Origin of the sequence: Chamaesiphon minutus PCC 6605 (assembly GCF_000317145.1) — a bacterium.
Taxonomy (GTDB): domain Bacteria; phylum Cyanobacteriota; class Cyanobacteriia; order Cyanobacteriales; family Chamaesiphonaceae; genus Chamaesiphon; species Chamaesiphon minutus.
This window is the reverse complement of sequence record NC_020053.1, coordinates 118,965-138,164: the sequence shown is the minus strand read 5'-3', so window position 1 is coordinate 138,164 and position 19,200 is coordinate 118,965. Positions and strand designations below refer to the sequence as shown.

23 protein-coding genes are annotated in these 19,200 nt (G+C 45.5%); 13 read left to right on the top strand and 10 right to left on the bottom strand.

Annotated features, from left to right (window positions below):
- Nucleotides 1-367 precede the first annotated feature (367 nt).
- The 8 genes from CHA6605_RS29440 to CHA6605_RS33375 form a co-directional block, all read right to left on the bottom strand.
- Complete coding sequence (locus CHA6605_RS29440; RefSeq protein ID WP_015328818.1) at nucleotides 368-859, bottom strand: DUF1269 domain-containing protein; 492 nt, start codon at nucleotides 857-859, stop codon at nucleotides 368-370.
- A 117-nt stretch (nucleotides 860-976) separates the two neighbouring features.
- Nucleotides 977-1,276, bottom strand: a complete 300-nt coding sequence (locus CHA6605_RS33380) for a DUF5676 family membrane protein (protein ID WP_015328817.1) — start codon at nucleotides 1,274-1,276, stop codon at nucleotides 977-979.
- Complete coding sequence (locus CHA6605_RS29430) at nucleotides 1,266-1,946, bottom strand: methyltransferase family protein (RefSeq protein WP_041550432.1); 681 nt, start codon at nucleotides 1,944-1,946, stop codon at nucleotides 1,266-1,268. Before CHA6605_RS29430 ends, CHA6605_RS33380 begins: the two co-directional genes overlap by 11 nt.
- Before the next feature lie 59 nt (nucleotides 1,947-2,005).
- Nucleotides 2,006-2,320: a DUF2933 domain-containing protein gene (locus CHA6605_RS32235; RefSeq protein ID WP_015328815.1), complete on the bottom strand. Its 315-nt coding sequence runs from the start codon at nucleotides 2,318-2,320 to the stop codon at nucleotides 2,006-2,008.
- A gap of 87 nt (nucleotides 2,321-2,407) precedes the next feature.
- The gene (locus CHA6605_RS29420) at nucleotides 2,408-2,797 is read right to left on the bottom strand and encodes a DUF302 domain-containing protein (protein WP_015328814.1); all 390 of its coding nucleotides are present in this window, start codon (nucleotides 2,795-2,797) and stop codon (nucleotides 2,408-2,410) included.
- A gap of 117 nt (nucleotides 2,798-2,914) precedes the next feature.
- A complete protein-coding gene (locus tag CHA6605_RS29415) occupies nucleotides 2,915-3,583 on the bottom strand; it encodes a DUF305 domain-containing protein (protein WP_015328813.1) in 669 nt (222 codons plus the stop codon).
- Between the two features lie 92 nt (nucleotides 3,584-3,675).
- Nucleotides 3,676-4,050 carry a cupin domain-containing protein gene (locus CHA6605_RS29410; RefSeq protein ID WP_015328812.1) on the bottom strand — a complete coding sequence of 125 codons (375 nt, stop codon included), beginning with the start codon at nucleotides 4,048-4,050 and terminating at the stop codon, nucleotides 3,676-3,678.
- 315 nt (nucleotides 4,051-4,365) lie between these two features.
- Nucleotides 4,366-4,719, bottom strand: a complete 354-nt coding sequence (locus CHA6605_RS33375; RefSeq protein WP_015328811.1) for a four-helix bundle copper-binding protein — start codon at nucleotides 4,717-4,719, stop codon at nucleotides 4,366-4,368.
- 265 nt (nucleotides 4,720-4,984) lie between these two features.
- On the opposite strand from CHA6605_RS33375, the gene CHA6605_RS29405 reads away from it, so the two are divergent.
- Together CHA6605_RS29405 and CHA6605_RS29400 are read left to right on the top strand one after the other, a co-directional pair.
- Complete coding sequence (locus CHA6605_RS29405; RefSeq protein ID WP_015328810.1) at nucleotides 4,985-7,102, top strand: response regulator; 2,118 nt, start codon at nucleotides 4,985-4,987, stop codon at nucleotides 7,100-7,102.
- A 597-nt stretch (nucleotides 7,103-7,699) separates the two neighbouring features.
- The gene (locus CHA6605_RS29400; protein WP_015328809.1) at nucleotides 7,700-9,823 is read left to right on the top strand and encodes a heavy metal translocating P-type ATPase; all 2,124 of its coding nucleotides are present in this window, start codon (nucleotides 7,700-7,702) and stop codon (nucleotides 9,821-9,823) included.
- Here the strand turns inward: CHA6605_RS29400 and CHA6605_RS34765 are convergent.
- A complete protein-coding gene (locus CHA6605_RS34765) occupies nucleotides 9,820-9,990 on the bottom strand; it encodes a hypothetical protein (protein WP_157260281.1) in 171 nt (56 codons plus the stop codon). The genes CHA6605_RS29400 and CHA6605_RS34765 overlap by 4 nt on opposite strands.
- Nucleotides 9,991-10,006: 16 nt before the next feature.
- On the opposite strand from CHA6605_RS34765, the gene CHA6605_RS29395 reads away from it, so the two are divergent.
- The 4 genes from CHA6605_RS29395 to CHA6605_RS29385 all read left to right on the top strand — a co-directional run bounded on the left by CHA6605_RS29395 (nucleotide 10,007) and on the right by CHA6605_RS29385 (nucleotide 11,744).
- The gene (locus CHA6605_RS29395; protein WP_015328808.1) at nucleotides 10,007-10,312 is read left to right on the top strand and encodes a DUF5676 family membrane protein; all 306 of its coding nucleotides are present in this window, start codon (nucleotides 10,007-10,009) and stop codon (nucleotides 10,310-10,312) included.
- Between the two features lie 11 nt (nucleotides 10,313-10,323).
- The gene (locus CHA6605_RS33370; protein ID WP_157260280.1) at nucleotides 10,324-10,662 is read left to right on the top strand and encodes a hypothetical protein; all 339 of its coding nucleotides are present in this window, start codon (nucleotides 10,324-10,326) and stop codon (nucleotides 10,660-10,662) included.
- Between the two features lie 357 nt (nucleotides 10,663-11,019).
- Nucleotides 11,020-11,364 carry a four-helix bundle copper-binding protein gene (locus CHA6605_RS29390; RefSeq protein WP_041550430.1) on the top strand — a complete coding sequence of 115 codons (345 nt, stop codon included), beginning with the start codon at nucleotides 11,020-11,022 and terminating at the stop codon, nucleotides 11,362-11,364.
- 107 nt (nucleotides 11,365-11,471) lie between these two features.
- On the top strand, nucleotides 11,472-11,744 hold the full coding sequence (locus CHA6605_RS29385) for a heavy-metal-associated domain-containing protein (protein WP_015328805.1): 273 nt from the start codon (nucleotides 11,472-11,474) through the stop codon (nucleotides 11,742-11,744).
- A 337-nt stretch (nucleotides 11,745-12,081) separates the two neighbouring features.
- Here the strand turns inward: CHA6605_RS29385 and CHA6605_RS29375 are convergent, their stop codons facing one another.
- Nucleotides 12,082-13,278, bottom strand: coding sequence for an ISL3 family transposase (locus CHA6605_RS29375; protein WP_015158531.1), 1,197 nt, complete (start codon nucleotides 13,276-13,278; stop codon nucleotides 12,082-12,084).
- A gap of 230 nt (nucleotides 13,279-13,508) precedes the next feature.
- Here CHA6605_RS29375 and CHA6605_RS29370 point away from each other — a divergent pair, with 230 nt between their 5' ends.
- The 7 genes from CHA6605_RS29370 (at nucleotide 13,509) to CHA6605_RS29340 (ending at nucleotide 19,006) form a co-directional block, all read left to right on the top strand.
- Nucleotides 13,509-13,673, top strand: a complete 165-nt coding sequence (locus tag CHA6605_RS29370) for a hypothetical protein (RefSeq protein ID WP_315874961.1) — start codon at nucleotides 13,509-13,511, stop codon at nucleotides 13,671-13,673.
- Nucleotides 13,674-13,710: 37 nt separating this feature from the next.
- Nucleotides 13,711-15,810 (top strand): glycogen debranching protein GlgX, encoded by a 2,100-nt coding sequence (glgX, locus tag CHA6605_RS29365; RefSeq protein WP_015328803.1) that lies wholly within the window; start codon nucleotides 13,711-13,713, stop codon nucleotides 15,808-15,810.
- Nucleotides 15,811-15,957: 147 nt separating this feature from the next.
- Nucleotides 15,958-16,161, top strand: a complete 204-nt coding sequence (locus tag CHA6605_RS29360; RefSeq protein WP_422678775.1) for a phosphoketolase family protein — start codon at nucleotides 15,958-15,960, stop codon at nucleotides 16,159-16,161.
- Entirely contained in the window at nucleotides 16,158-17,186 is a 1,029-nt protein-coding gene (locus CHA6605_RS29355) for a class I fructose-bisphosphate aldolase (RefSeq protein ID WP_015328802.1), read from the top strand. The genes CHA6605_RS29360 and CHA6605_RS29355 overlap by 4 nt, the downstream gene beginning before the upstream one ends.
- Nucleotides 17,187-17,231: 45 nt before the next feature.
- Nucleotides 17,232-17,696, top strand: coding sequence for a flavodoxin FldA (fldA, locus tag CHA6605_RS29350; RefSeq protein ID WP_051039057.1), 465 nt, complete (start codon nucleotides 17,232-17,234; stop codon nucleotides 17,694-17,696).
- Nucleotides 17,697-17,801: 105 nt separating this feature from the next.
- Complete coding sequence (locus CHA6605_RS29345; protein ID WP_015328801.1) at nucleotides 17,802-18,011, top strand: hypothetical protein; 210 nt, start codon at nucleotides 17,802-17,804, stop codon at nucleotides 18,009-18,011.
- A 131-nt stretch (nucleotides 18,012-18,142) separates the two neighbouring features.
- Nucleotides 18,143-19,006 carry a polyphosphate kinase 2 family protein gene (locus CHA6605_RS29340; protein ID WP_041550425.1) on the top strand — a complete coding sequence of 288 codons (864 nt, stop codon included), beginning with the start codon at nucleotides 18,143-18,145 and terminating at the stop codon, nucleotides 19,004-19,006.
- Nucleotides 19,007-19,200 lie beyond the last annotated feature (194 nt).

Genomic DNA, 19,200 nt, shown 5'->3' with positions numbered 1-19,200 from the left:
AATAATCTCTACAATCAACTGCTTGCTCAGTCAGTGCGGTTGTTGGGTGGAGAGTACACTTTAGATAGGAATTATTGCTAAAATATCGACAGCGAGGACATGGAACATTGAAAGGCAGTTTGAAGCTGGAGGAATGCTGCTTTTGCTCGTAAATACAAACATAAATTAAAGCAGCGATCGTCGAAAGTACCATAAGGCCCATGACGCTCTGGAAAGCTACATCCATTTCAATCTTTCGCTGGCTTGGCGGCAGTGAATTAGATGGTTGAATTGCGATCGATCTTGATATCATTTGCATTTCCTCTGCGAATATAGAATCTCTTATCAGAGTAATTCACGCTGACAAGAGATTTCTTGAAGCGATGATTTACCCTGCTGCACTTTTTGTAAGAGCCGCCTGAAGTTTTGCCTCATCGACATGGGATAAAGAAGTGCGGAGGACTTTTCCCTCAAACTTGCTCAAATCTTCCAAAACCTTATCAGGAGTCGATTTTGTCACTAAGATAAAGAGGGCAGAGGTACCAGGCTCGATCGTGTTACCCAGATCTCGAATAAAGTTGTCATCAATGCCGATATCCGTTAGAGCACCGGAAAGGGCACCCACCGCTGCACCAAGAATTCCCAGCAACGGCTGAAGGAACATTAAGCCGATTAATAAGCCCCAGAAGCCGCCACTTAATGCGCCAGAAGCGACAAGTTCTTGAGATTGTTTAACTCTGACTTTCCCGTCTTGATTTCTGACGACAATTGCTGCATCTTCTAGATCGATTAAATAGTCCAGTTCGAGTCGGCGGAGATCGATTAATACTTCATCTGCCTTAAATTCATCTGGAAAGCCAATTACAATTAGATCGCTCATAGTTTTATCTCTCTTACGTTATGGTTTATGTTTAATCTTTCTCTCGATCTCGAATCAAAAATCGCGGATTGAAAATGTGATTTGATGGGTAACAGTATCCTCAGTTCAATTTGTTTATCAAGACACAAGACGGTTGTAAATCTGAGCCATAAATACCGCATATAATCCGTTGCCCACAGACCAAACGCAAAGACCCGTAATTAAACTATCCCAGCCGACGCTGCGGACAATATTAATTAGATCGGCATGAAGAGTATAGCCAAACAAAATTGTTGCAACTCGTGGGGCAAAGGCAATAAACAGCACACAAAGTATGTAGACGAAGATTGTGGTGAGGACTAGAGATCGTACACTCAATCTCATGACTGAATAACTCCGAACCCGACTTTCTTCGCTGTGATAATTACTATGGGTCATGATGAGGCTCCTGTGAACGAGTTAGTTTTCTGGGAGTAGTGCGACGACCCCACGGGTTAAACGCGGGGGTTGCTGCGGCATAACGGGTATACTCCTCACCAAATTCGGCTAGAGCATCGCGTTCTTCTTGGTGTGCTAAATGGATGTACATCGCAACCAAAATCGGGAACATAATCAACGTCAACAGAGTGGGCCATTGCAGTAAAAAGCCAAACATGATGATAATGAAGGCGACATACTGCGGATGGCGAATTGTGGCATAGGGGCCGGAAACCGCCAATGTACGACTGCGTTGAGCTTTATACAGAACTTCCCAAGCACTGCCTAAGTAATACAGTCCTCCAAAAATTAACACGCTACTCAAAAGGTGAATCGGATTCCAATGCGGATCGCCTTTCCATCCCAGTAATGTCCCCCACAGATGTCCGGCATCGTGGGAAAAGATGTTGAAGCCTGGATAGCGGGTTTGCAGCCAGCCTGAGAGTAGGTAAAGTGTTAAGGGGAACCCATACATTTCTGTGAACAAAGCCACGATGAACGCTGAGAATGCCCCGAAAGATCGCCAATCTCTAGCGTTACGCGGCTTGGTAAAACTCAAGGCAAAGATGATAAATATCAAAGAATTAATAATTACTAATCCCCACAGTCCGTAAGCAGGAACGTTACTCATATCGTTCATAATTCGATTCCTCTAAATAGATTGATTTGCTAACGTCCAAATGACCGTTTTCAGCGAGGTGGGTCATTGTTACCATGTCCCCCATGTCCCCAATTTGGTCGATCTTCTCTACCAGAGATTCTCCGATTGTCACCGTTATTACCGCCATGCCCCCCATGTCCGCCGTGCATGAATAAGTGCATGATTACAAAGATGAGTAGCAACGAAAGTGGGAAATAGCCGCCTAAATGTGCCCAATGTTCTGTAACTAAAAAGTACACAATAATTCCGACTGAGACAAGGAGCACGATTTTAATCGGCACGCTGAAACGAGGTGGCAGCCCATTGTCGTCGGGCTGCGGCTGATTTGAACCATGTTGATGCATATAAATACCTCTTGGTAAATAGAACAAATCGCAATCTCGGTCACGATCGAGAGAGTTGACGATCGAATGTTTGACTAGTTTCAAATTTCAATCTTCTAGACGATCGATCGCTTCTTCGAGCTTGACTCTTACCTGTTCGGAAATCTCTTTGAGTGTTGGATTTTCAACTGCCTGCATCGATGCGACAGGATCGATCGCTGCAATTTCGACTCCGTTTTCTGTCTGTTGCACAACTACATTGCAAGGCAACATCGTGCCGATTTTATCTTCTATTTGCAATGCCTGATAAGCAAAGGCTGGATTGCAAGCACCCAGAATTTTGTAGCTCTGCATATCTATTTTCAGTTTCTTCATCATCGTGGCTTGGACATCAATTTCGGTAAGGATACCAAACCCCGATTGCTGCAAACTTTCGGTCACTTTTGCAATAGCTCGATCGAAAGAAATATGCAAAGTTTTACTAAAGTAGTAGCTCATAACTTGTGTTCCTTTTTAGTGACGAAAATAACCGATCGAGAATTTGAACTTGTTTAACGGGCGGTCTCATCACTACCCAAATTGAAGATATCTCACCTTCATACACAAGCTAGATCGTCAATGCCATGCTTGCTGCCATCCCTGCATTTTGGCAATTTCAGCATTTTGAGATTTGATAATCGATTCAGCCAAAGTACGGATCTCTGAATGAGTAGCACGCCCAGATGCCATCTGAGCCATCTTCACCGCCATTTGATGATGGGGAATCATTTGCCGGACAAATTCCTTGTCAAAATCCTTGGCTGTCTTGAGTGCATCGATGTCCATCTTCATGTCCATCATGCCCTGACCCATACCCTGACCCATGCCTGAGCCTGAACCTGTGCCCATACCCGAACCTTTTTTCTGACCTTGGTTGTGGTGGTCTCCCATCATGCCCATATCAGTCATGGAATGATTTGGGACTTCAGTGCCGAACCACTGTTTGTACCAGGTACGCATCTCTGTAATTTCGCGAGTTTGTGCTTGTTTAATCGATGCAGCTATTTTCTTGATTTCCGGTCGTCTGCCACGACTCAAAGCTAGGTCAGCCATGACGATCGCGTCTTGATGATGTGGGATCATCATTTCGATAAAATGTCGATCGACTCGCACCGATCTGGATTGTTGAGCATTTCCCGATGCAGGTAATGACTGTGCCTGTTTGCTGTTGCTAAGGACAATTCCACCAATAGCACCACTACTGAGTAGCCCGACTAAGCTATAAATTAAAAATTTATTATTCATAAATCCACCTCGTTTAGAGGACGATCTAGTTCCTCCATACTTTCAAAGTACGCTGAGATTATGAGGAACTTATGAGCGATTTCAAGCTTTGATTAGATAGAGTGAACGTGGCAAGGTTCACGATCGGAGTCTGTAACCATTTCGGAAAACGTTAATAAAAAGGTCAAGTTAGTGACTGCTTTTACAGAATGGAGTGCAGTAGCAGGGATAAAAACAAAAACACCCGATTCCAGCACGAGATCTTTGCCTTCAAGCGTCAGCACGCCTTGTCCTTCGATGACATTCACCGTGGCATTATGCGGCGCAGCATGTTCGGCGATGTGCATCCCCGCCGCCAGCGACATCAGCATATATCGGCAGTTGGCATCTTCTAGCAAAATTTGGCTATTGACTCCAGTTTCGGGATACTCAATTACATCCACCCACCGAATTGCGCTAGTTGTTGATGACATTGTGGTTGTGGTCATGAGATTACCTCCTTAGTGGTGCAAAAAAGTCCTGAAATGGTTACTATGCAAAGATAATGCTAATTTATGGTGAAAGCGTGGTTAGATTGTTTTAGCAAAAAAAAACCTCATTTAGAGGACGATTTCGCACAGCGAAGATTCCACCAACGAGTGCCTCTATCCTTTCAGGCTACGCTCAGACTATGAGGAACTTATGAGTGGTTAAAAGTTGTATTTAAGAGTAACGTCTCTTAATTGCAAAGCACAAAATGCTGGCTGTTGCCAAGCAAGACACGCTCGCCAACAGCAACAGCCAACACGTTAGACAAGAGGGTTTTATCCCTTGGCTTTAGCTATTTGACGGCAGGATTCAGCACAGCGGCGGCAGGATTCGGCACACTTCTTACAGTAGTCGGGGTCGAGCTTCTCACACTCAGCCGCACAGAGATCGCAAGCTTGGGCACAAACCGCACACAGTTCAACGCACAGGTCAGAATTACGAGCCATGAAGCGGACGCAGATGTCGCACAGATCGGCGCAATCGCGGCATAGTTTGATGCAATCAGCCATTATTTGCACTGTGTCACTATCAAGACAGGCAGTAGCGCAATATTCACATTCACGTAAACATTTCAGACAGTCTTCAATACAAGCTTCAAGTTGAGAATTACGAGATTGAGTAGCAGTCATGGTGTTAAGTTCCTAAATAATTGAAACAACAAAGAACAAGTCGTTATCCTCGTCACATTGCGTGGGGAATAATAAAGTTCTTCTACCTCTCAAGCTACACTCCGACCATGAGGAACTTATGAGCAATTCAACGCTCAACATTTTTCAAATTTCAGGCAATTAGTACTTTATTTCACCTGAATTTCATCTTTGCCAAATATTGTTAAAAGTATGCTTAATCCCTCACGATTAATTACCACGTTCTGCCCGTGCAAGAGTTAAATCTATGAAAATTTTGGTGGTAGAAGATGATGAAGCAATTGCTGAGATGCTGGTTTGTATGCTCACCACCAAAAATTACACGGTTGAAGTTGCTAACGATGGAGAGGCAGCTTGGGAACTGATTGTGGTTTATGAATACGATCTACTCCTCATCGATATTACGCTCCCTCGCCTCGACGGAATCAGCCTCTGTCGTAGAGTTAGGGAACACGGCTATCAAATGCAAATTATGCTGCTTACGGGGCGAGGCAGTAGTCACGACCAAGCGATCGGGCTAGATGCAGGTGCCGATGCTTACATGACCAAACCACCCGATCGGGAAGAATTGATCGCTCGAATTCGAGCATTGCTGCGTCGCGGTGGAACGACTTTTGACTCTGTGCTGAAATGGGGTAATTTGCAACTCGATCCGGCAACTCGTGAAGTCACTTATGCAGAGCAACCGCTATTCTTGAGTCCCAAGGAGTTTGCGATCTTAGAGTTTTTCGTGCGAAATGGTCGTCGAGTCTTTACTTACAGCACGATTTTGGATCGACTCTGGGCGTATGAGGAAACTCCCAGTGAGGATGCCGTCAGAACTCATATAAAAGGAATCCGGCAAAAACTGCGGAGGGCGGGTGCTCCCACAAATGCGATCGAAACGGTGTATGGATTGGGCTATCGGCTCAAACCCTTGGAATCTGTGACCGATTCAATCGATCCAAATCGATCGGCAACTCAACCAATTCAACAACAAATCCACAATGCTTTATCCGAACAGCAAGAAATCGATCGAGCAGCGGACGACTTAACGATCGAACAGATCGATCGCCAAGAGCCACTATTTACCGATGAGCGGCCACTGTTATTGATTATCGATCCCGATCGTCAATTGGCCGAACAGTTGATGAATGAAGCCGTGAATTGGGGCTTTCGGAGCGCGATCTCGACGACTCTTGCCGCAGCCGAGACAAAAATCGACCGAGATCCGCCCACCGTCGTGCTACTCGATCCAGATATTACACATCCCACTACAGATAGTTTAAAACTGCTGGCAAAGCTCACTCATCAGACTCCAGCAGTGCCAGTCCTCGTTTTCACCAGTCACGACCGATTAACCGATCGATTAGAAGTTGCCCAACTCGGCGGACATAGTTTTTTACGTAAACCCTCACCCCTGGCTCAAGTGCTCAAAGCCGTCGCTCAAGCGGCGCAACAAGCTGAAGCTGCCAAGCAACGAGTGATGATCGTCGATAACGATCCTCAGATTTTGGCAAATTTACAGGGGCTGCTAGAACCCTGGGGATTGAGTGTGACAACGCTCGACGATCCTCAACAATTTTGGGAAACGCTGGAATCCTGCTCGCCAGATCTGCTGATTCTAGAGATGAACATGCCGATCTTGAGCGGTGTCGATCTGTGCCAGATCGTCCGCAACGATTCACGCTGGGGCAGTTTACCCATTATATTTTTGACAACCAATCCCAATATCGAGACAATCGATCGAGTCTATTCGGTGGGTGCAGACGACTTTGTGAGCAAACCGATTGCGGGGTCAGAATTGGTCAGTCGCGTCATCAATCGCCTAGATCGGATCGAACTCCTGCGGAATGCTGCTGAGATCGATCGGTTGACCAAACTCTCCAATCGTCATAAGTCCACCCAAGACTTAGACAAATACCTGCAACTTGCGGCTCGACAGAACCTGCCGCTTTGTCTAGCAGTTCTGGACTTAGACAATCTCAAGGCAATTAACGAGCGGCATGGATACAGTACTGGCGACATGGTGATGCGGCAGTGGGGACAGTTGCTCCGGCAGACTTTTAGGCAGAATACAGTGATTGCGCGGTGGGAGGGCGATGAATTTGTAGTTGCCTTGTTTGACACGATCGAGGCAGAGGGAATTCAAAGACTCACGCAGTTACTCGCTACACTCCAGCGCAGACAATTTGTTGCTCCCGACCGAACTCAATTTCGGATCGCCTTTAGTGCGGGAATCGCTCAATACCCAGATGATGGCACCGATTTACCGACTCTTTATCAAGCCGCAGCCGCAGCCCTGCATCAGTCTAAAGTTGCTGGGTGTGCCTGTATTTCTGCTGCGGGCGATACTCAGACTATCAACAGACCAACGGAATCTTAATCCCCACATTCCGCGCATGAAAAATCGACTACCGCACGATTGAAACCGTCGCTAGTGATGCGAAGTCCGCCTGTCTTGACGCGCTGTCTTCTTGACTGAAACACATACGGAGGAAACCTCCGCGTGATTTGACTTCGCATTCCCGTCGGGAAACCAGGGCGTGCACGCGTCGCTGTCTTGAAAAGGTGCTCTACTTGGGGCGAGTGCGGGAACAGGGGTTTGCCCAAGTGGAGCACCTCACGGGAAACCCGTGTTCTCGCACTTTTCGCTACGCGGACTGAGATTTCCAACCCGCGCAGGCGGGTTTTGCAACACTAGCGGCGGTTTTAACTGCTGATTATTTCGTTGGCTTTTCTGACCTGCTCATAAGTTTCTCAGATTGTTTTCTTATAGTCAAACTGGATTATTTAAGGATTGTTGCATCGATCCAGTAATTAGCCTTACGCTCATTCCTGGCGTTGACAGTGGTTTTGTCGTTGGCGTAGCCCACCGGAGGTAATCGCAGAATTCTATTGACAATCCTTTAATCGTCGATTAGAGATGCCCTAAAGTCTATTGCCATCGATCCACATCACAGCAAACTAGGAGGATTCATCGATGAGACACGACCACAGTCAACACGAACAAAACCCACCCGCTCCATCTGGTGGGCACCAAGAACACGAACGACCACCTCAAAGAAATCAGTCTAATCCCGACCCACATAGCAACCATAATGGTGATGGGCAACAGCCCAGTCAGCAACACGCTGGACATGATAAACACGCTGGACACAGCCCAGAGATTTTCAAACGACGCTTTTTTATCTGCTCGGTGTTAACGCTGCCCGTGCTGTACTTTGCGCCAATGTTGCAGATGTGGTTTAACTACAAAGCGATTCAGTTTTCGGGCGCGGAGTGGGTGATTCCGATTTTCTCAACGATTATTTATTTTTATGGGGGGTGGGTTTTTCTAAAGGGAGCTTGGTTTGAACTCCAGAGTAAAATTGGCATGATGACTTTGGTTGCGCTAGCAATCACAGTGGCGTTTGTCTACAGTGTGGCAGTAACTTTCGGACTCAAAGGAGACTCCTTTTACTGGGAACTGGCAACCTTAGTCGATATCATGTTGCTCGGTCATTGGATGGAAATGGCTTCGGTGCTGGGAGCCAGCAATGCGCTAGGCGAACTGGCGAAATTAGTGCCTTCTGTCGCTCACAAGCAGACGAATGGGCGGAGTGAAGATGTCCAAGTGAATACGTTAGTTGAGGGCGATCTAATTCTAATTCGTCCTGGCGAACAAGTCCCGATCGATGGTGAGATCGTCGAGGGTACTTCCAATGTCAATGAATCTTTTCTAACTGGGGAGTCGCGCCCAGTGGTCAAAAAAGCCAAGGACGAAGCGGTCGCTGGAGCGGTCAATGGCGAGGGTGCGCTGACAATTAAGGTCACTCGGACTGGAGATAACACTACCTTGAGCCAGATTATGCGGATGGTTAAGGAAGCGCAGACATCTAAAAGTAAATTTCAATCGCTAGCCGATCGACTCGCCTATTGGTTAACTTTAATCGCGATCGGGATCGCTACACTCGCATTCGTGATTTGGCTATCGATTAAACCAGACGATCTATCATTTGCAGTCAGTCGGGCGGTGACTGTATTGGTGATTGCTTGTCCTCATGCGTTAGGGTTAGCAGTTCCCTTGGTGCTAGTCAATGCTACTGCCATGTCTGCTAAAAACGGGATTTTGGTGCGAAATCGCGAAGCCTTTGAACGAGCAAAAAGCATCAAAACAATCGCGATGGATAAAACGGGAACGTTAACTACCGGACACTTTGGCGTACAAAGAACTTATACGGATAGTATCGATGAGGTAAAAGCTCTGGGCATTGCTGCTGCCCTAGAATCTTTATCAGAACACCCGCTCGGACAATCGATCGTCGAAGAAGCCAGCCATCGCAAAATCGAGCTTGCTAAAGCTAGTGACTTCCAAGCTGTTCCTGGTCAGGGCGTTGAAGGCGTAGTAGACGGTCAGCATTATCGGGTTGGCAGACCAGAATGGGTGCAGGAGTTGAAATTGCAGTTTCCACCAGCATTGCAACAGGGACTACAAGAACGTGAAGCTCGTGGTGAAAGTGCGATCGTCCTGATGAACGACAAGCAAGTCCTCGCCCTGTTTGGGTTAGCCGACCAAGTGCGACCATCGGCACGAGAAGCAGTTTTAAAACTAGAGAAGATGGGTGTGCAGGTGGTGATGATTACGGGCGATGCCGAAGCGGTTGCCAAGTCTGTTGCGGGGGATTTGCAGATCGATCGCTATTATGCTCGTGTTTTACCACAAGATAAAGCGGCATTAATTCAGCGGCTTAAAGCTGAAAAACCGACTGCCTTTGTGGGCGATGGGATCAATGATGCGCCTGCTTTAACCGCGTCAGATTTAGGACTGGCGATCGGTGCTGGAACTAATGTGGCTATCGAATCTGCCGATTTAATCTTGGTTAAAAGCGATCCGCTCGATGCCACCTACGCGCTCAAACTGGCGAAAGCTACCTACGACAAAATGGTGCAGAACTTGCTGTGGGCAGCAGGATATAACGTCGTTGCTATCCCCTTAGCAGCCGGAGTTGGTGTACCATTCGGCATTCTATTAACACCAGCAATAGCCGCAATATTAATGAGCGTTTCAACGGTGGTTGTCTCATTTAATGCCATGTCTCTACGAACTATTCGGTTTAAGGATTAGATGAGTTTGAACAAGATTTGACTCGTTACTGTTCCGATCTTAAACGAATTGGGGTTCATTGGAATCCGATCCATATTCTCAGCAGCATGTTGATTTTCGGTGGACTCAGTGACGACACCTGCTTTTTGGCCGTGGGGTCGTCGCTCTACTCCGAAAAACCACCTCATTCACTGGAGCCTTATCATGACCCGTAGCACTCATCACGTTGAAGAGAGCCATGTTCGCAATAATTTTGGCATGAAGCTGAATGAGCGATCGCTTTTTCTGGCCACAGCCGTTACAACTGGAATTGTTTTTCTCCTCTGTAGCTTGGTTGTGACTCTAGCACCACGACCAAGCTGGGCGTTCTTCGGTTATATCCTCCATACAAATTTAACTGGCATTGCCCAAACTTTGACTTGGGGAAGCTTTATTACAGGTCTTCTCGTTTGGTCGCTCGGTACGGGTCTGTATGCTGCTGTAGTGGCTCGACTCCACAACAGACTGTAGAGATAATGCAAATGCACACAAGATCTATAGAAACTACACCATCTAATTTATTGCCGCCGAGAGATCGAGGGAGTCTCCATCCATCTACAGCGTATACAGTTTCCCTGATTTTGATGAGTCTTATTATCCTCTCATCAATCGCCGCTGGCATCTATACTTTCATTCCCAAGGTGATGCAGCCTTCATTCCTTACTAAATTGGGTTATAAAGTTCCGTGCTATGAATGTAAGTATTTTAGCCATAATCCCCATCTCAAATGCGCTCTTCACCCAGATACTGTACTGACGAAGCAAGCCGTTGATTATCGAGATGCCGATTCAGGTAGTGTGGTGAAGCGATTTAAAAGATAGCAAAAAGTATTATCGCAGCTTGCGTGCCGCCATCTGCGTAGGCAGAGGTTTCACTAACACCAATGGCGGTCGAAAAACGAGGAGAAAAGGAGACAGAAACGAACAATTTAGAGGCAGCCTGTGATGTGCGAAATTCGCATTCTCTCACCCTTCAATTCACTTCTGTTCGATTACTAAATTACCTAGCTAAGGTTAAAATATGATATTTTACGATTTGCAACTAAGTCAATTAATTCATTCAATTTATATATGAAATAACTCATGAAATAAGTAAATTGAATAATGAAGCGGTAAATGAAATCACCGTTTCAGTTCAGGTTTGAATCAGCGTTTTACTATTCTAATTGGATGACATATATGCTTCTAAATCACGAGAAATATCAATCGAGCTTCGATAAAGCTATGGCCTGTGCAGTGGAATGTGAGCATTGTGCTGAAGCCTGTATAGGTCAGCCCGAAATGGTGAAATGTGCTCGTATGTGCCTAGATACCGCCGATAGCTGCCGGATGTTAGCGACCTTTATGGTGCGAGGATCTTACTTTATTGCTCCCTTAGCTAAGGCCTGCGCCGAGATTTGTGAAACTTGTGCCAGCGAATGCGACAGCCACGATATGGATCACTGTCAAAAGTGTGCTCAAGCTTGTCGCAGTGCGGCTGAAGTCTATCGCCAGATTGCTGGTGTTGTTATGGCTGATGCTTAAGGCAGGATATGGTTCGGTGCTTTTTCCCTCTGATAAATCACTGAGCATTCATTTTTAATTGTTTTAAGAGCAACATTTAGTTTCAAATTAATAGAGGATCTAATCTAATGAATAATAAAGTTGTATTTAATGTAAAAGGAATGAGTTGTGGAGGTTGTGTTAATAGTATTGAATCTACAACCCGCGCTCTAGTTGGTGTTGCTAGTAGCCATGTCGATTTTTCCACGGGGAAAGCGATGATTGAATATGATGATACCAAAACTACTTCTGCGGCTATCCAACAAGCTATTAAGAATATTGGATATGAGGCAACCCCGACCGATCGAACCATGACCGATCGACAATCCAATCAACCACCCACAAAGGGTTGTTGCTCATAGGGAGCAAACATTGATATGGAATCTTTTTGAGGATGCCTCACTGAGCTAATCTTCAGAACCTCCTGACAATATGAACTTTGTAAGCAAGTCATCTAGAAATCTGTATTACTTGATGGCTTCCAAAGTTCTAATAGATGAGCCTTACTCACTACGCATTCATAAACGAGAGATGTGGAGCCAGCGGCATGGCAACAGCCTATTGGCTCGACAAACAAGGGCATCATGTTAATCAAAGCTTGAACAGGAGAACTAGCAAGATGAAAAATATGCCATTTCATGACGAAATTACATTGGCAGAACAAACAGAAGGGGGTTCTCCAGTACCTAATGTGCTAAATCAATAATTGAATCTCCAAGTTAGCAAGCATCTGTTTCGGAAGTTGTTGAAATTAGTGAAGCCATAAGCAGTACGCTTGATGAGCTTAATCTTATTATTAATTCCCTCAACTACACCACTAGTAGTTCGCTCATCAAAGTAAGCAACTATCTCTGTTAACCATCGCGAGATTGTGCCACAACTATTTGGCAAATGCTGCTTGGCTCTTACCAGCCAATGTCTAATTTTCAATAGTCCTCTCATCCACGATGTTGTTTTTTCCATTATCTCTCTCCATTTTTCTTTGAGTAGATGTGCTGCCCTAATGTTGGCAAATTCTTCTCTAACCTGCTTGAGCTTCTCTTGTTCTTTCTCCTCTCTTAACTCTTTTTCATTTTTTAGCAGCGCATATTTACTCGATTTTATTACTGCCAATTGCCGAGTGTATTCATTCTTTTGCTCTAATGTCTTTGCGGATTTAAGTTTAGCCTCTATCGCTCTTTTTTCTTGTTTTCTCAGCTTATCTAACTCACTATTTATTTGCGCTGTTACATGAAATCTGTCTGCTACTACTTGAGCATTAGGCATCACTTCTATCGCTAAGCTTTTATACCCTTTCCATAAGTCTATGCTGACTTCTTCGATCCTTTCCAGTACCTCTGTCCCCCATCCTTTCAGGATTTTCTCTATTTCTTCACTCTTTCTGCTTTCGATTATTGCTAATAATTTTCCTCGCTCTATATCTACTAATACTGCACAATATTTTCCTTGTCCTTTTACCATTGCTATTTCATCTATTCCCAGTTTTCTTAAATCCGTTGGCTTTTCTCCGTTTAGCTCTGCTGCTGCGTCTTCAATTATTCTCTCTATTTCTGCTGTCGTCATTACTCCTGTTCTAGCTACGCTCTGAATATCTCCTTCTAGTGCTTCTGCTAGGATTTTTTTAGCTAGTCTTGAAGTATATGTTCTTCTGCCTTTAACAAATTCTAGTTGTTCGCTAAATGGTTTTTGACATTTTTTACATTTAAATTGTCTTCTGTTTATTTCTAGGTGAACTTGCTGCTCTCCCCACGGCAAATCTTTTACTATGTATCTATTATTCTGATGTAAGCTACTACTCTTCGTTCCGCATCTATGGCATTTGCTTTCTTTCTTTATTGCTTCTACCTGTAAGATGATGCCTATTCCTTCATATTGTCGCTGCGACTCTACTCGCATTCCTTCTATTCCTAATAGCTCCGTTAGTAGCTTGAGTTCCTTTTTTGTTGCCACTTGCCCTGCCCGCCGCTCTTCTTACTATTTCTTCCTCTCTTCATTATCTTGCTTTTCCTCTCCTCGTCAGCAGTTTTGACATATTTATTTTATTTTCTTTCTCTTGTACTGCCTCGATTCTCATTTAATTAGCACATTAGGTACTGGAGAACCCAGAAGGGTTAGCAAAACAGGCAATGCAGCTAGGACTGATTCCGAGCTTCACCGTTCATCATTTTCCAGACAGTTGGCAGTTTTATCTCCCCAATCTTAATCCCGAACTACTTACGCCGGAAGAAGCTTATCTGCGATTGCAACGGCTGATTGAATCCAGGAATTCAACTGCTCGATCGATCCTCTAACAATTGTCAACTCTGACTTTTACCTAATAGTAAATCGATGACTTTTGAATACTCGATAGAACCAGGACGCAGCCATCCTTTAGGTGCAGTAGCAGAAGCAGATGGAGTAAACTTTTCAGTTTTTTCGCAGCACGCCACCGCCGTGGAACTGCTGTTATTTGAAAAAGATGAAGATCGGTTGCCGCAACAGACGATTCAGTTAGATCCCAAGATTCACAAGACCTTCCATTTTTGGCATGTCTACCTGAAAGGGCTAAAACCTGGGGCTGGCTACGCCTATCGTGTCGATGGCTCTCACGATCTTCATGCCAAAGGCGATCGCTTCGACAAAGATAAAATTCTGCTCGATCCCTATGCCAAGGGAAACACTAAAGTCCTCTGGAACCGTCTAGCTGCCTGCGAACCAGGGGATAATCTCGCAACCTCAATGCGTAGCGTCGTCATCGATCTGTCCGATTACGATTGGGAAGGAGATCGCCCCCTCAACCGTCCGATGAACGAGACGATCGTTTACGAACTGCATCTGCGCGGATTCACCCGATCTCCTTCGTCAGGCTGTAAGTATCCTGGAGCTTTTGCCGGACTGATTGAGAAAATTCCCTATCTTCAAGATTTGGGAATCACGGCGATCGAACTATTACCAATTTTCGACTTTGACGAAACCGAAATTCTCCAAATCGCTCCTCTAGATGGCAAACCGTTGAGAAATTATTGGGGATACAACCCGATCGGTTTCTTTGCACCTCAGAGTATGTGTTGCACTCACCCATCGGAAGGTCATCATATTCGAGAATTTCGAGACATAGTAAAGGCACTGCACAAGGCGGGGATTGAAGCGATCCTTGATGTCGTCTTCAATCACACTGGTGAGGGCAACCATTTAGGCCCTACCATCAGCTTCAGAGGGCTGGATAATAGCATCTACTACTACCTCAACCCTGACGATCGGCAATATTATACCGACTACTCAGGTTGCGGCAATACCCTCAATTGCAACCATCCGATGGTGACGAAGATGATTTTAGAATCTTTAGAGTTCTGGGTCAGAGAAATGCATGTCGATGGCTTCCGCTTTGATGAGGGGTCAATCCTATCTCGCGGTGAGAATGGAGTGCCGATGCTCTACCCGTCCGCATTGTGGTCGATTGAGTTGTCCGAAGCTCTAGCTGATACCAAAATCATCGCTGAGGCATGGGATGCTGCTGGACTCTATCAGGTTGGCAACTTTCCAGGTTATCGCTGGGCGGAATGGAACGGACGTTACCGAGATGACATCCGGCGTTTTGTCCGAGGAGATCCAGGGCTAATCGGTGCAGTTGCGGCACGCATTGCAGGTAGTGCCGATCTCTACCAGTCAAGTGGACACTTACCGATCGACAGCATTAATTTTATTACCTGCCACGATGGCTTCACTCTCAACGACCTGGTTTCGTATAACTCCAAGCACAACGAGGCGAATGGGGAAGGAAATCGAGATGGCAATAATGAGAACTTTAGTTGGAACAGTGGCATTGAAGGAGAAACAACCAATCGGGAGATTGAGGAGTTACGTCAACGCCAAATCGAGAATTTTATCACCATTCTCCTGCTTTCCCAGGGAGTACCAATGCTGCTGGCAGGTGATGAAATTAGACGCACTCAACAAGGGAACAACAATGCCTACTGTCAGGATAATGAGATCGGTTGGTTCGATTGGCATCTGCTAGAGAAAAACCATCATCTATTCCGATTCTTTCAGCAGACGATCGCATTTCGGCAGCGGCATCCGATGTTGCAGCGCGGACGCTTCTTCAGTGCCGAACTGAATGAGCGCGGTTTAGCCGACATTGCTTGGCATGGCTGTCGATTGTTCAGCCCTGGTTGGTTAGATGCTGCTTCCCATGTCCTCGCGTTTACGCTGGGGGGAGTGTCAGGGGATGCAGATATCCACGTCATGCTCAATATGGACAGGATCGATCTCGACTTCGAGATCCCACAAATTAGCGATCGAGACTGGTATGGAGCGATCGATACTGCTCTACCTGCTCCAGAAGACATTGTGGAGCCTGGAACAGAACGGCTGATTTCAACTCAGATCCGGCTTGTTAAAAGTCATAGTATTCAAGTTCTCATTTCTAAATCGAGGCTTATTCTTTGAGCCAATAGTTACATCTCGATTCGCTCGCATACAGCGCGTAGGGCAAAGCAGGGAGACAAGACAGCGCGACAAGACAGACGGCAATCGATACTTCCGATAACTTTCTTACTAACGAGGATAAAACCGATGACAATCGCTGCTCGAACCGTGCTAAAAGCCCTAACCAGTCAGGAACTCGATCGCTTTCATCTGGCTCAAGATGTTATCGATCGACTCCCACAGATCCAATCGATCGGTGCTCACGCACAACAGCTTCTGCGCGACAAACCGATCGAACACAGACATTACATTATCAAACATGGAGAGGATATGCCTGAGATTCTGAATTGGCAGTGGAGTAACCCCAAATGAATGTAGATGAGCTGATAGACACGGCAAGGAAGATGGTTGCTGACTCCAAAGGTCTGCTGGCGATGGATGAAAGTAATCCAACCTGCAACAAACGATTCGCGAAGCTAGACATTCCCCAGACGATAGATTTTCGCCGCGCCTATCGGGAATTGATTATTACTACTCCCAGTCTTGGTGAGTATATTAGTGGCGTGATTCTCTACGATGAGACAATCCGCCAGCAAAAGCAAGACGGCACTTCCTTTATTCAAGTCATTATTGACGCGGGAATTATTCCTGGAATCAAAGTTGACATCGGAGCCACGGACATGGCAGGTCATTCTGGAGAGAAGATTACCGAAGGTCTGGACGGATTGCGCGATCGCCTCAAGGAATATTTGCAAATGGGTGCTCGTTTTGCGAAGTGGCGTGCAGTAATTGTCTTAGGCGATCGCATTCCCAGTCGAGGTTGTATCGAAGCCAATGCCCATTCACTAGCTCGCTATGCTGCATTGTGCCAAGAGGTCGGACTGGTTCCCATTGTCGAGCCAGAATTGCTGATGGACGGTGAGAATACTTTAGAGCGTTGTGTCGAAGTCACTGAGGAAATTCTGCGAACCGTTTTTAACCAACTCTACACACAACGGGTAATGTTGGAGGGCATGATTCTGAAGCCCAACATGGTGCTTTCGGGATTAACTTGTTCTAAGCAAGCATCATTGGATGAGGTGGCTGATGCTACGGTTAACTGTCTTTTGCGATCTGTCCCTGCGGCTGTTTCGGGGATTGCATTCTTGTCGGGCGGTCAATCTGGCGAACTCGCTTCGGCTCGTTTGAACGCCATGAATCTCCGATTCAAGTCACGATTGCCTTGGGCTTTGTCGTTTTCCTTTGGACGTGCCATCCAGCAACCTGCTCTAGAGCTTTGGCAAGGCAAGGAAGCTAATGTGTTGGCGGCACAACAAGCTCTGCTGCATCAAGCAAAATGCAATTGGGCAGCGCGTCAAGGCGAATACAAGTCCGCAATAGAAAGGATAGAAGCTTGAGAGGCTGTACCAAAACTGAATCTTCAGAGAGAATAATGATGCTAAATATCGATCTCAGAGACAATTCAAACAGAGTTTGGCGGGGATACTGTCGTTGAAATCATAGATATTTCCAAGGCAGCAGCGAGTGATTTCGATCGTGAAAATATTATTATTGGCTGCCCCACCTGGAACGTTGGTGAATTACAAGCAGACTGGGATGTCTTTTATGAGGAACTTGACAACATTGATTTCACTGGCAAAAAGGTAGCCTATTTTGGACTCGGAGATCAGGTTAACTATGCCGACAGCTTTCAAGATGCGATCGGCATATTAGAGGAAAAAATTTCCGAGCGAGGTGGTATGACCGTCGGCTACTGGTCTACTGAAGGCTACGAATTTAATGAGTCTAAAGGGGTCAGGGATGGTAAGTTTGTCGGTCTGGCATTGGATGAAGATAACCAGTCTGAATTGACCGATAAACGGATTGAAAACTGGGTGGCTCAACTCAAGCAAGAATTTGGCATTTAAAATCAGAATTTATAATGTATAAAAATCTGCTCGATTGCCAGGAGTAGTTATCTCGATCGTTACCCCACATATCAAATCAACCAAATAAATACGGAGAATTAAAAAATGAATAAGAAAGAGCAAGGAGAATTGGAAAATCGTCCGCAAACATCTGGGATGTCTGGGATGAATATGATGATGGGCATGATGGTAGCTTGTTGTCTTGCGGTGTTTGCTTTTTCCTTATTTGCAGGAGGAGGTTTAGGTTGGTGGTGGGGTCGTTCTCGTCCTCAACCAGTCAGTTCACCAATTAATTCTTCCCAACCTCAAAAGTAGCAATTGTTAATTCTGTCAGTTCGCAGATCTCAACACATTATATTGACAGGAGATTTAAAAGTATGACAAAACATCACAGCAACCCTGATTCGGCATTGAAACTATTTGACACCAAAAGTCATACCGAATTTATGCGTTCCTTTATGGTTCCGCCAGGGCAGAAAATTTCCCTTGCCAAAGACTATGACCCAGATTACAAAGCCCATTATCTGAAGAAGTCAGACTCTGAAAGTGACTTACAGGAAGTCATTGAGGCTTTAGCACATTACCAAGATCTGCTGTATGCCCAAAATACTTACTCGTTGCTGATTATTTTTCAAGCGATGGATGCGGCGGGTAAAGATAGCACTATCAAGCATGTAATGTCCGGTATCAATCCCCAGGGATGTCAAGTGCATAGCTTAAAAGCTCCGTCCACAGAAGAGTTGAATCACGACTATCTCTGGCGATGTTCCAAAGCACTACCAGAACGCGGAAAAATTGGCATTTTTAATCGCTCTTATTACGAGGAAATCTTAATCACCCGAGTCCATCCAGAAATTATCGAGCAACGGCACCTGCCGCCTAGCCTCATCGACAAACACCTGTGGCAGCAGCGGTTTGAGGAGATCAATCACTTCGAGAAGTATCTTGTCAAGAACGGCACAGTAATCCTGAAATTTTTCCTGAATGTCTCCAAAGAAGAACAAAAGAAACGCTTTTTAGAACGAATCGATCGCCCTGAAAAAAACTGGAAATTTTCCACTAATGATGCGAAGGAGCGCGCTTTTTGGGATGACTACATGACTGTTTACGAAGATATGTTCAATCACACCAGCACCGAGGCGGCACCTTGGCACATCATCTCAGCCGACCACAAATGGTTTACTCGCCTTGCTGTAGCAGGCATTATTTATGCCCAATTGAAGGAACTCAATCTCCACTATCCCACGGTCAGCGAAGAAAAGCACCAGGAACTTTTGCAAGCAAAGGCAATGCTTGAGAGCGATAGCTGAAGACAGCGTTTATTAAAAATACGATCGGCATGGTCATCATGTTTGGTGCCTGTCTCGTGGTTTGTCATGTGTTCGGATGGATGCCCTAACAATTCTCCAGGAGAGAGGCTCTCGGTTACGAAGCAACCCTCATAACTTTCTCAGAATTCAGCTCTAGAGTTTAAATGATGGCGATCGCTCTCAAAATTTCCAGT

Excerpts from the sequence above, each read along its gene's own strand:
- CHA6605_RS29440 (WP_015328818.1), bottom strand. The coding sequence starts at position 859 with ATGAGCGATCTAATTGTAATTGGCTTTCCAGATGAATTTAAGGCAGAT.
- CHA6605_RS33380 (WP_015328817.1), bottom strand. The coding sequence starts at position 1,276 with ATGACCCATAGTAATTATCACAGCGAAGAAAGTCGGGTTCGGAGTTAT.
- CHA6605_RS29430 (WP_041550432.1), bottom strand. The coding sequence starts at position 1,946 with ATGAGTAACGTTCCTGCTTACGGACTGTGGGGATTAGTAATTATTAAT.
- CHA6605_RS32235 (WP_015328815.1), bottom strand. The coding sequence starts at position 2,320 with ATGCATCAACATGGTTCAAATCAGCCGCAGCCCGACGACAATGGGCTG.
- CHA6605_RS29420 (WP_015328814.1), bottom strand. The coding sequence starts at position 2,797 with ATGAGCTACTACTTTAGTAAAACTTTGCATATTTCTTTCGATCGAGCT.
- CHA6605_RS29415 (WP_015328813.1), bottom strand. The coding sequence starts at position 3,583 with ATGAATAATAAATTTTTAATTTATAGCTTAGTCGGGCTACTCAGTAGT.
- CHA6605_RS29410 (WP_015328812.1), bottom strand. The coding sequence starts at position 4,050 with ATGACCACAACCACAATGTCATCAACAACTAGCGCAATTCGGTGGGTG.
- CHA6605_RS33375 (WP_015328811.1), bottom strand. The coding sequence starts at position 4,719 with ATGACTGCTACTCAATCTCGTAATTCTCAACTTGAAGCTTGTATTGAA.
- CHA6605_RS29405 (WP_015328810.1), top strand. The coding sequence starts at position 4,985 with ATGAAAATTTTGGTGGTAGAAGATGATGAAGCAATTGCTGAGATGCTG.
- CHA6605_RS29400 (WP_015328809.1), top strand. The coding sequence starts at position 7,700 with ATGAGACACGACCACAGTCAACACGAACAAAACCCACCCGCTCCATCT.
- CHA6605_RS34765 (WP_157260281.1), bottom strand. The coding sequence starts at position 9,990 with ATGAGGTGGTTTTTCGGAGTAGAGCGACGACCCCACGGCCAAAAAGCA.
- CHA6605_RS29395 (WP_015328808.1), top strand. The coding sequence starts at position 10,007 with ATGACCCGTAGCACTCATCACGTTGAAGAGAGCCATGTTCGCAATAAT.
- CHA6605_RS33370 (WP_157260280.1), top strand. The coding sequence starts at position 10,324 with ATGCACACAAGATCTATAGAAACTACACCATCTAATTTATTGCCGCCG.
- CHA6605_RS29390 (WP_041550430.1), top strand. The coding sequence starts at position 11,020 with ATGCTTCTAAATCACGAGAAATATCAATCGAGCTTCGATAAAGCTATG.
- CHA6605_RS29385 (WP_015328805.1), top strand. The coding sequence starts at position 11,472 with ATGAATAATAAAGTTGTATTTAATGTAAAAGGAATGAGTTGTGGAGGT.
- CHA6605_RS29375 (WP_015158531.1), bottom strand. The coding sequence starts at position 13,278 with ATGCGAGTAGAGTCGCAGCGACAATATGAAGGAATAGGCATCATCTTA.
- CHA6605_RS29370 (WP_315874961.1), top strand. The coding sequence starts at position 13,509 with ATGCAGCTAGGACTGATTCCGAGCTTCACCGTTCATCATTTTCCAGAC.
- glgX (WP_015328803.1), top strand. The coding sequence starts at position 13,711 with ATGACTTTTGAATACTCGATAGAACCAGGACGCAGCCATCCTTTAGGT.
- CHA6605_RS29355 (WP_015328802.1), top strand. The coding sequence starts at position 16,158 with ATGAATGTAGATGAGCTGATAGACACGGCAAGGAAGATGGTTGCTGAC.
- CHA6605_RS29345 (WP_015328801.1), top strand. The coding sequence starts at position 17,802 with ATGAATAAGAAAGAGCAAGGAGAATTGGAAAATCGTCCGCAAACATCT.
- CHA6605_RS29340 (WP_041550425.1), top strand. The coding sequence starts at position 18,143 with ATGCGTTCCTTTATGGTTCCGCCAGGGCAGAAAATTTCCCTTGCCAAA.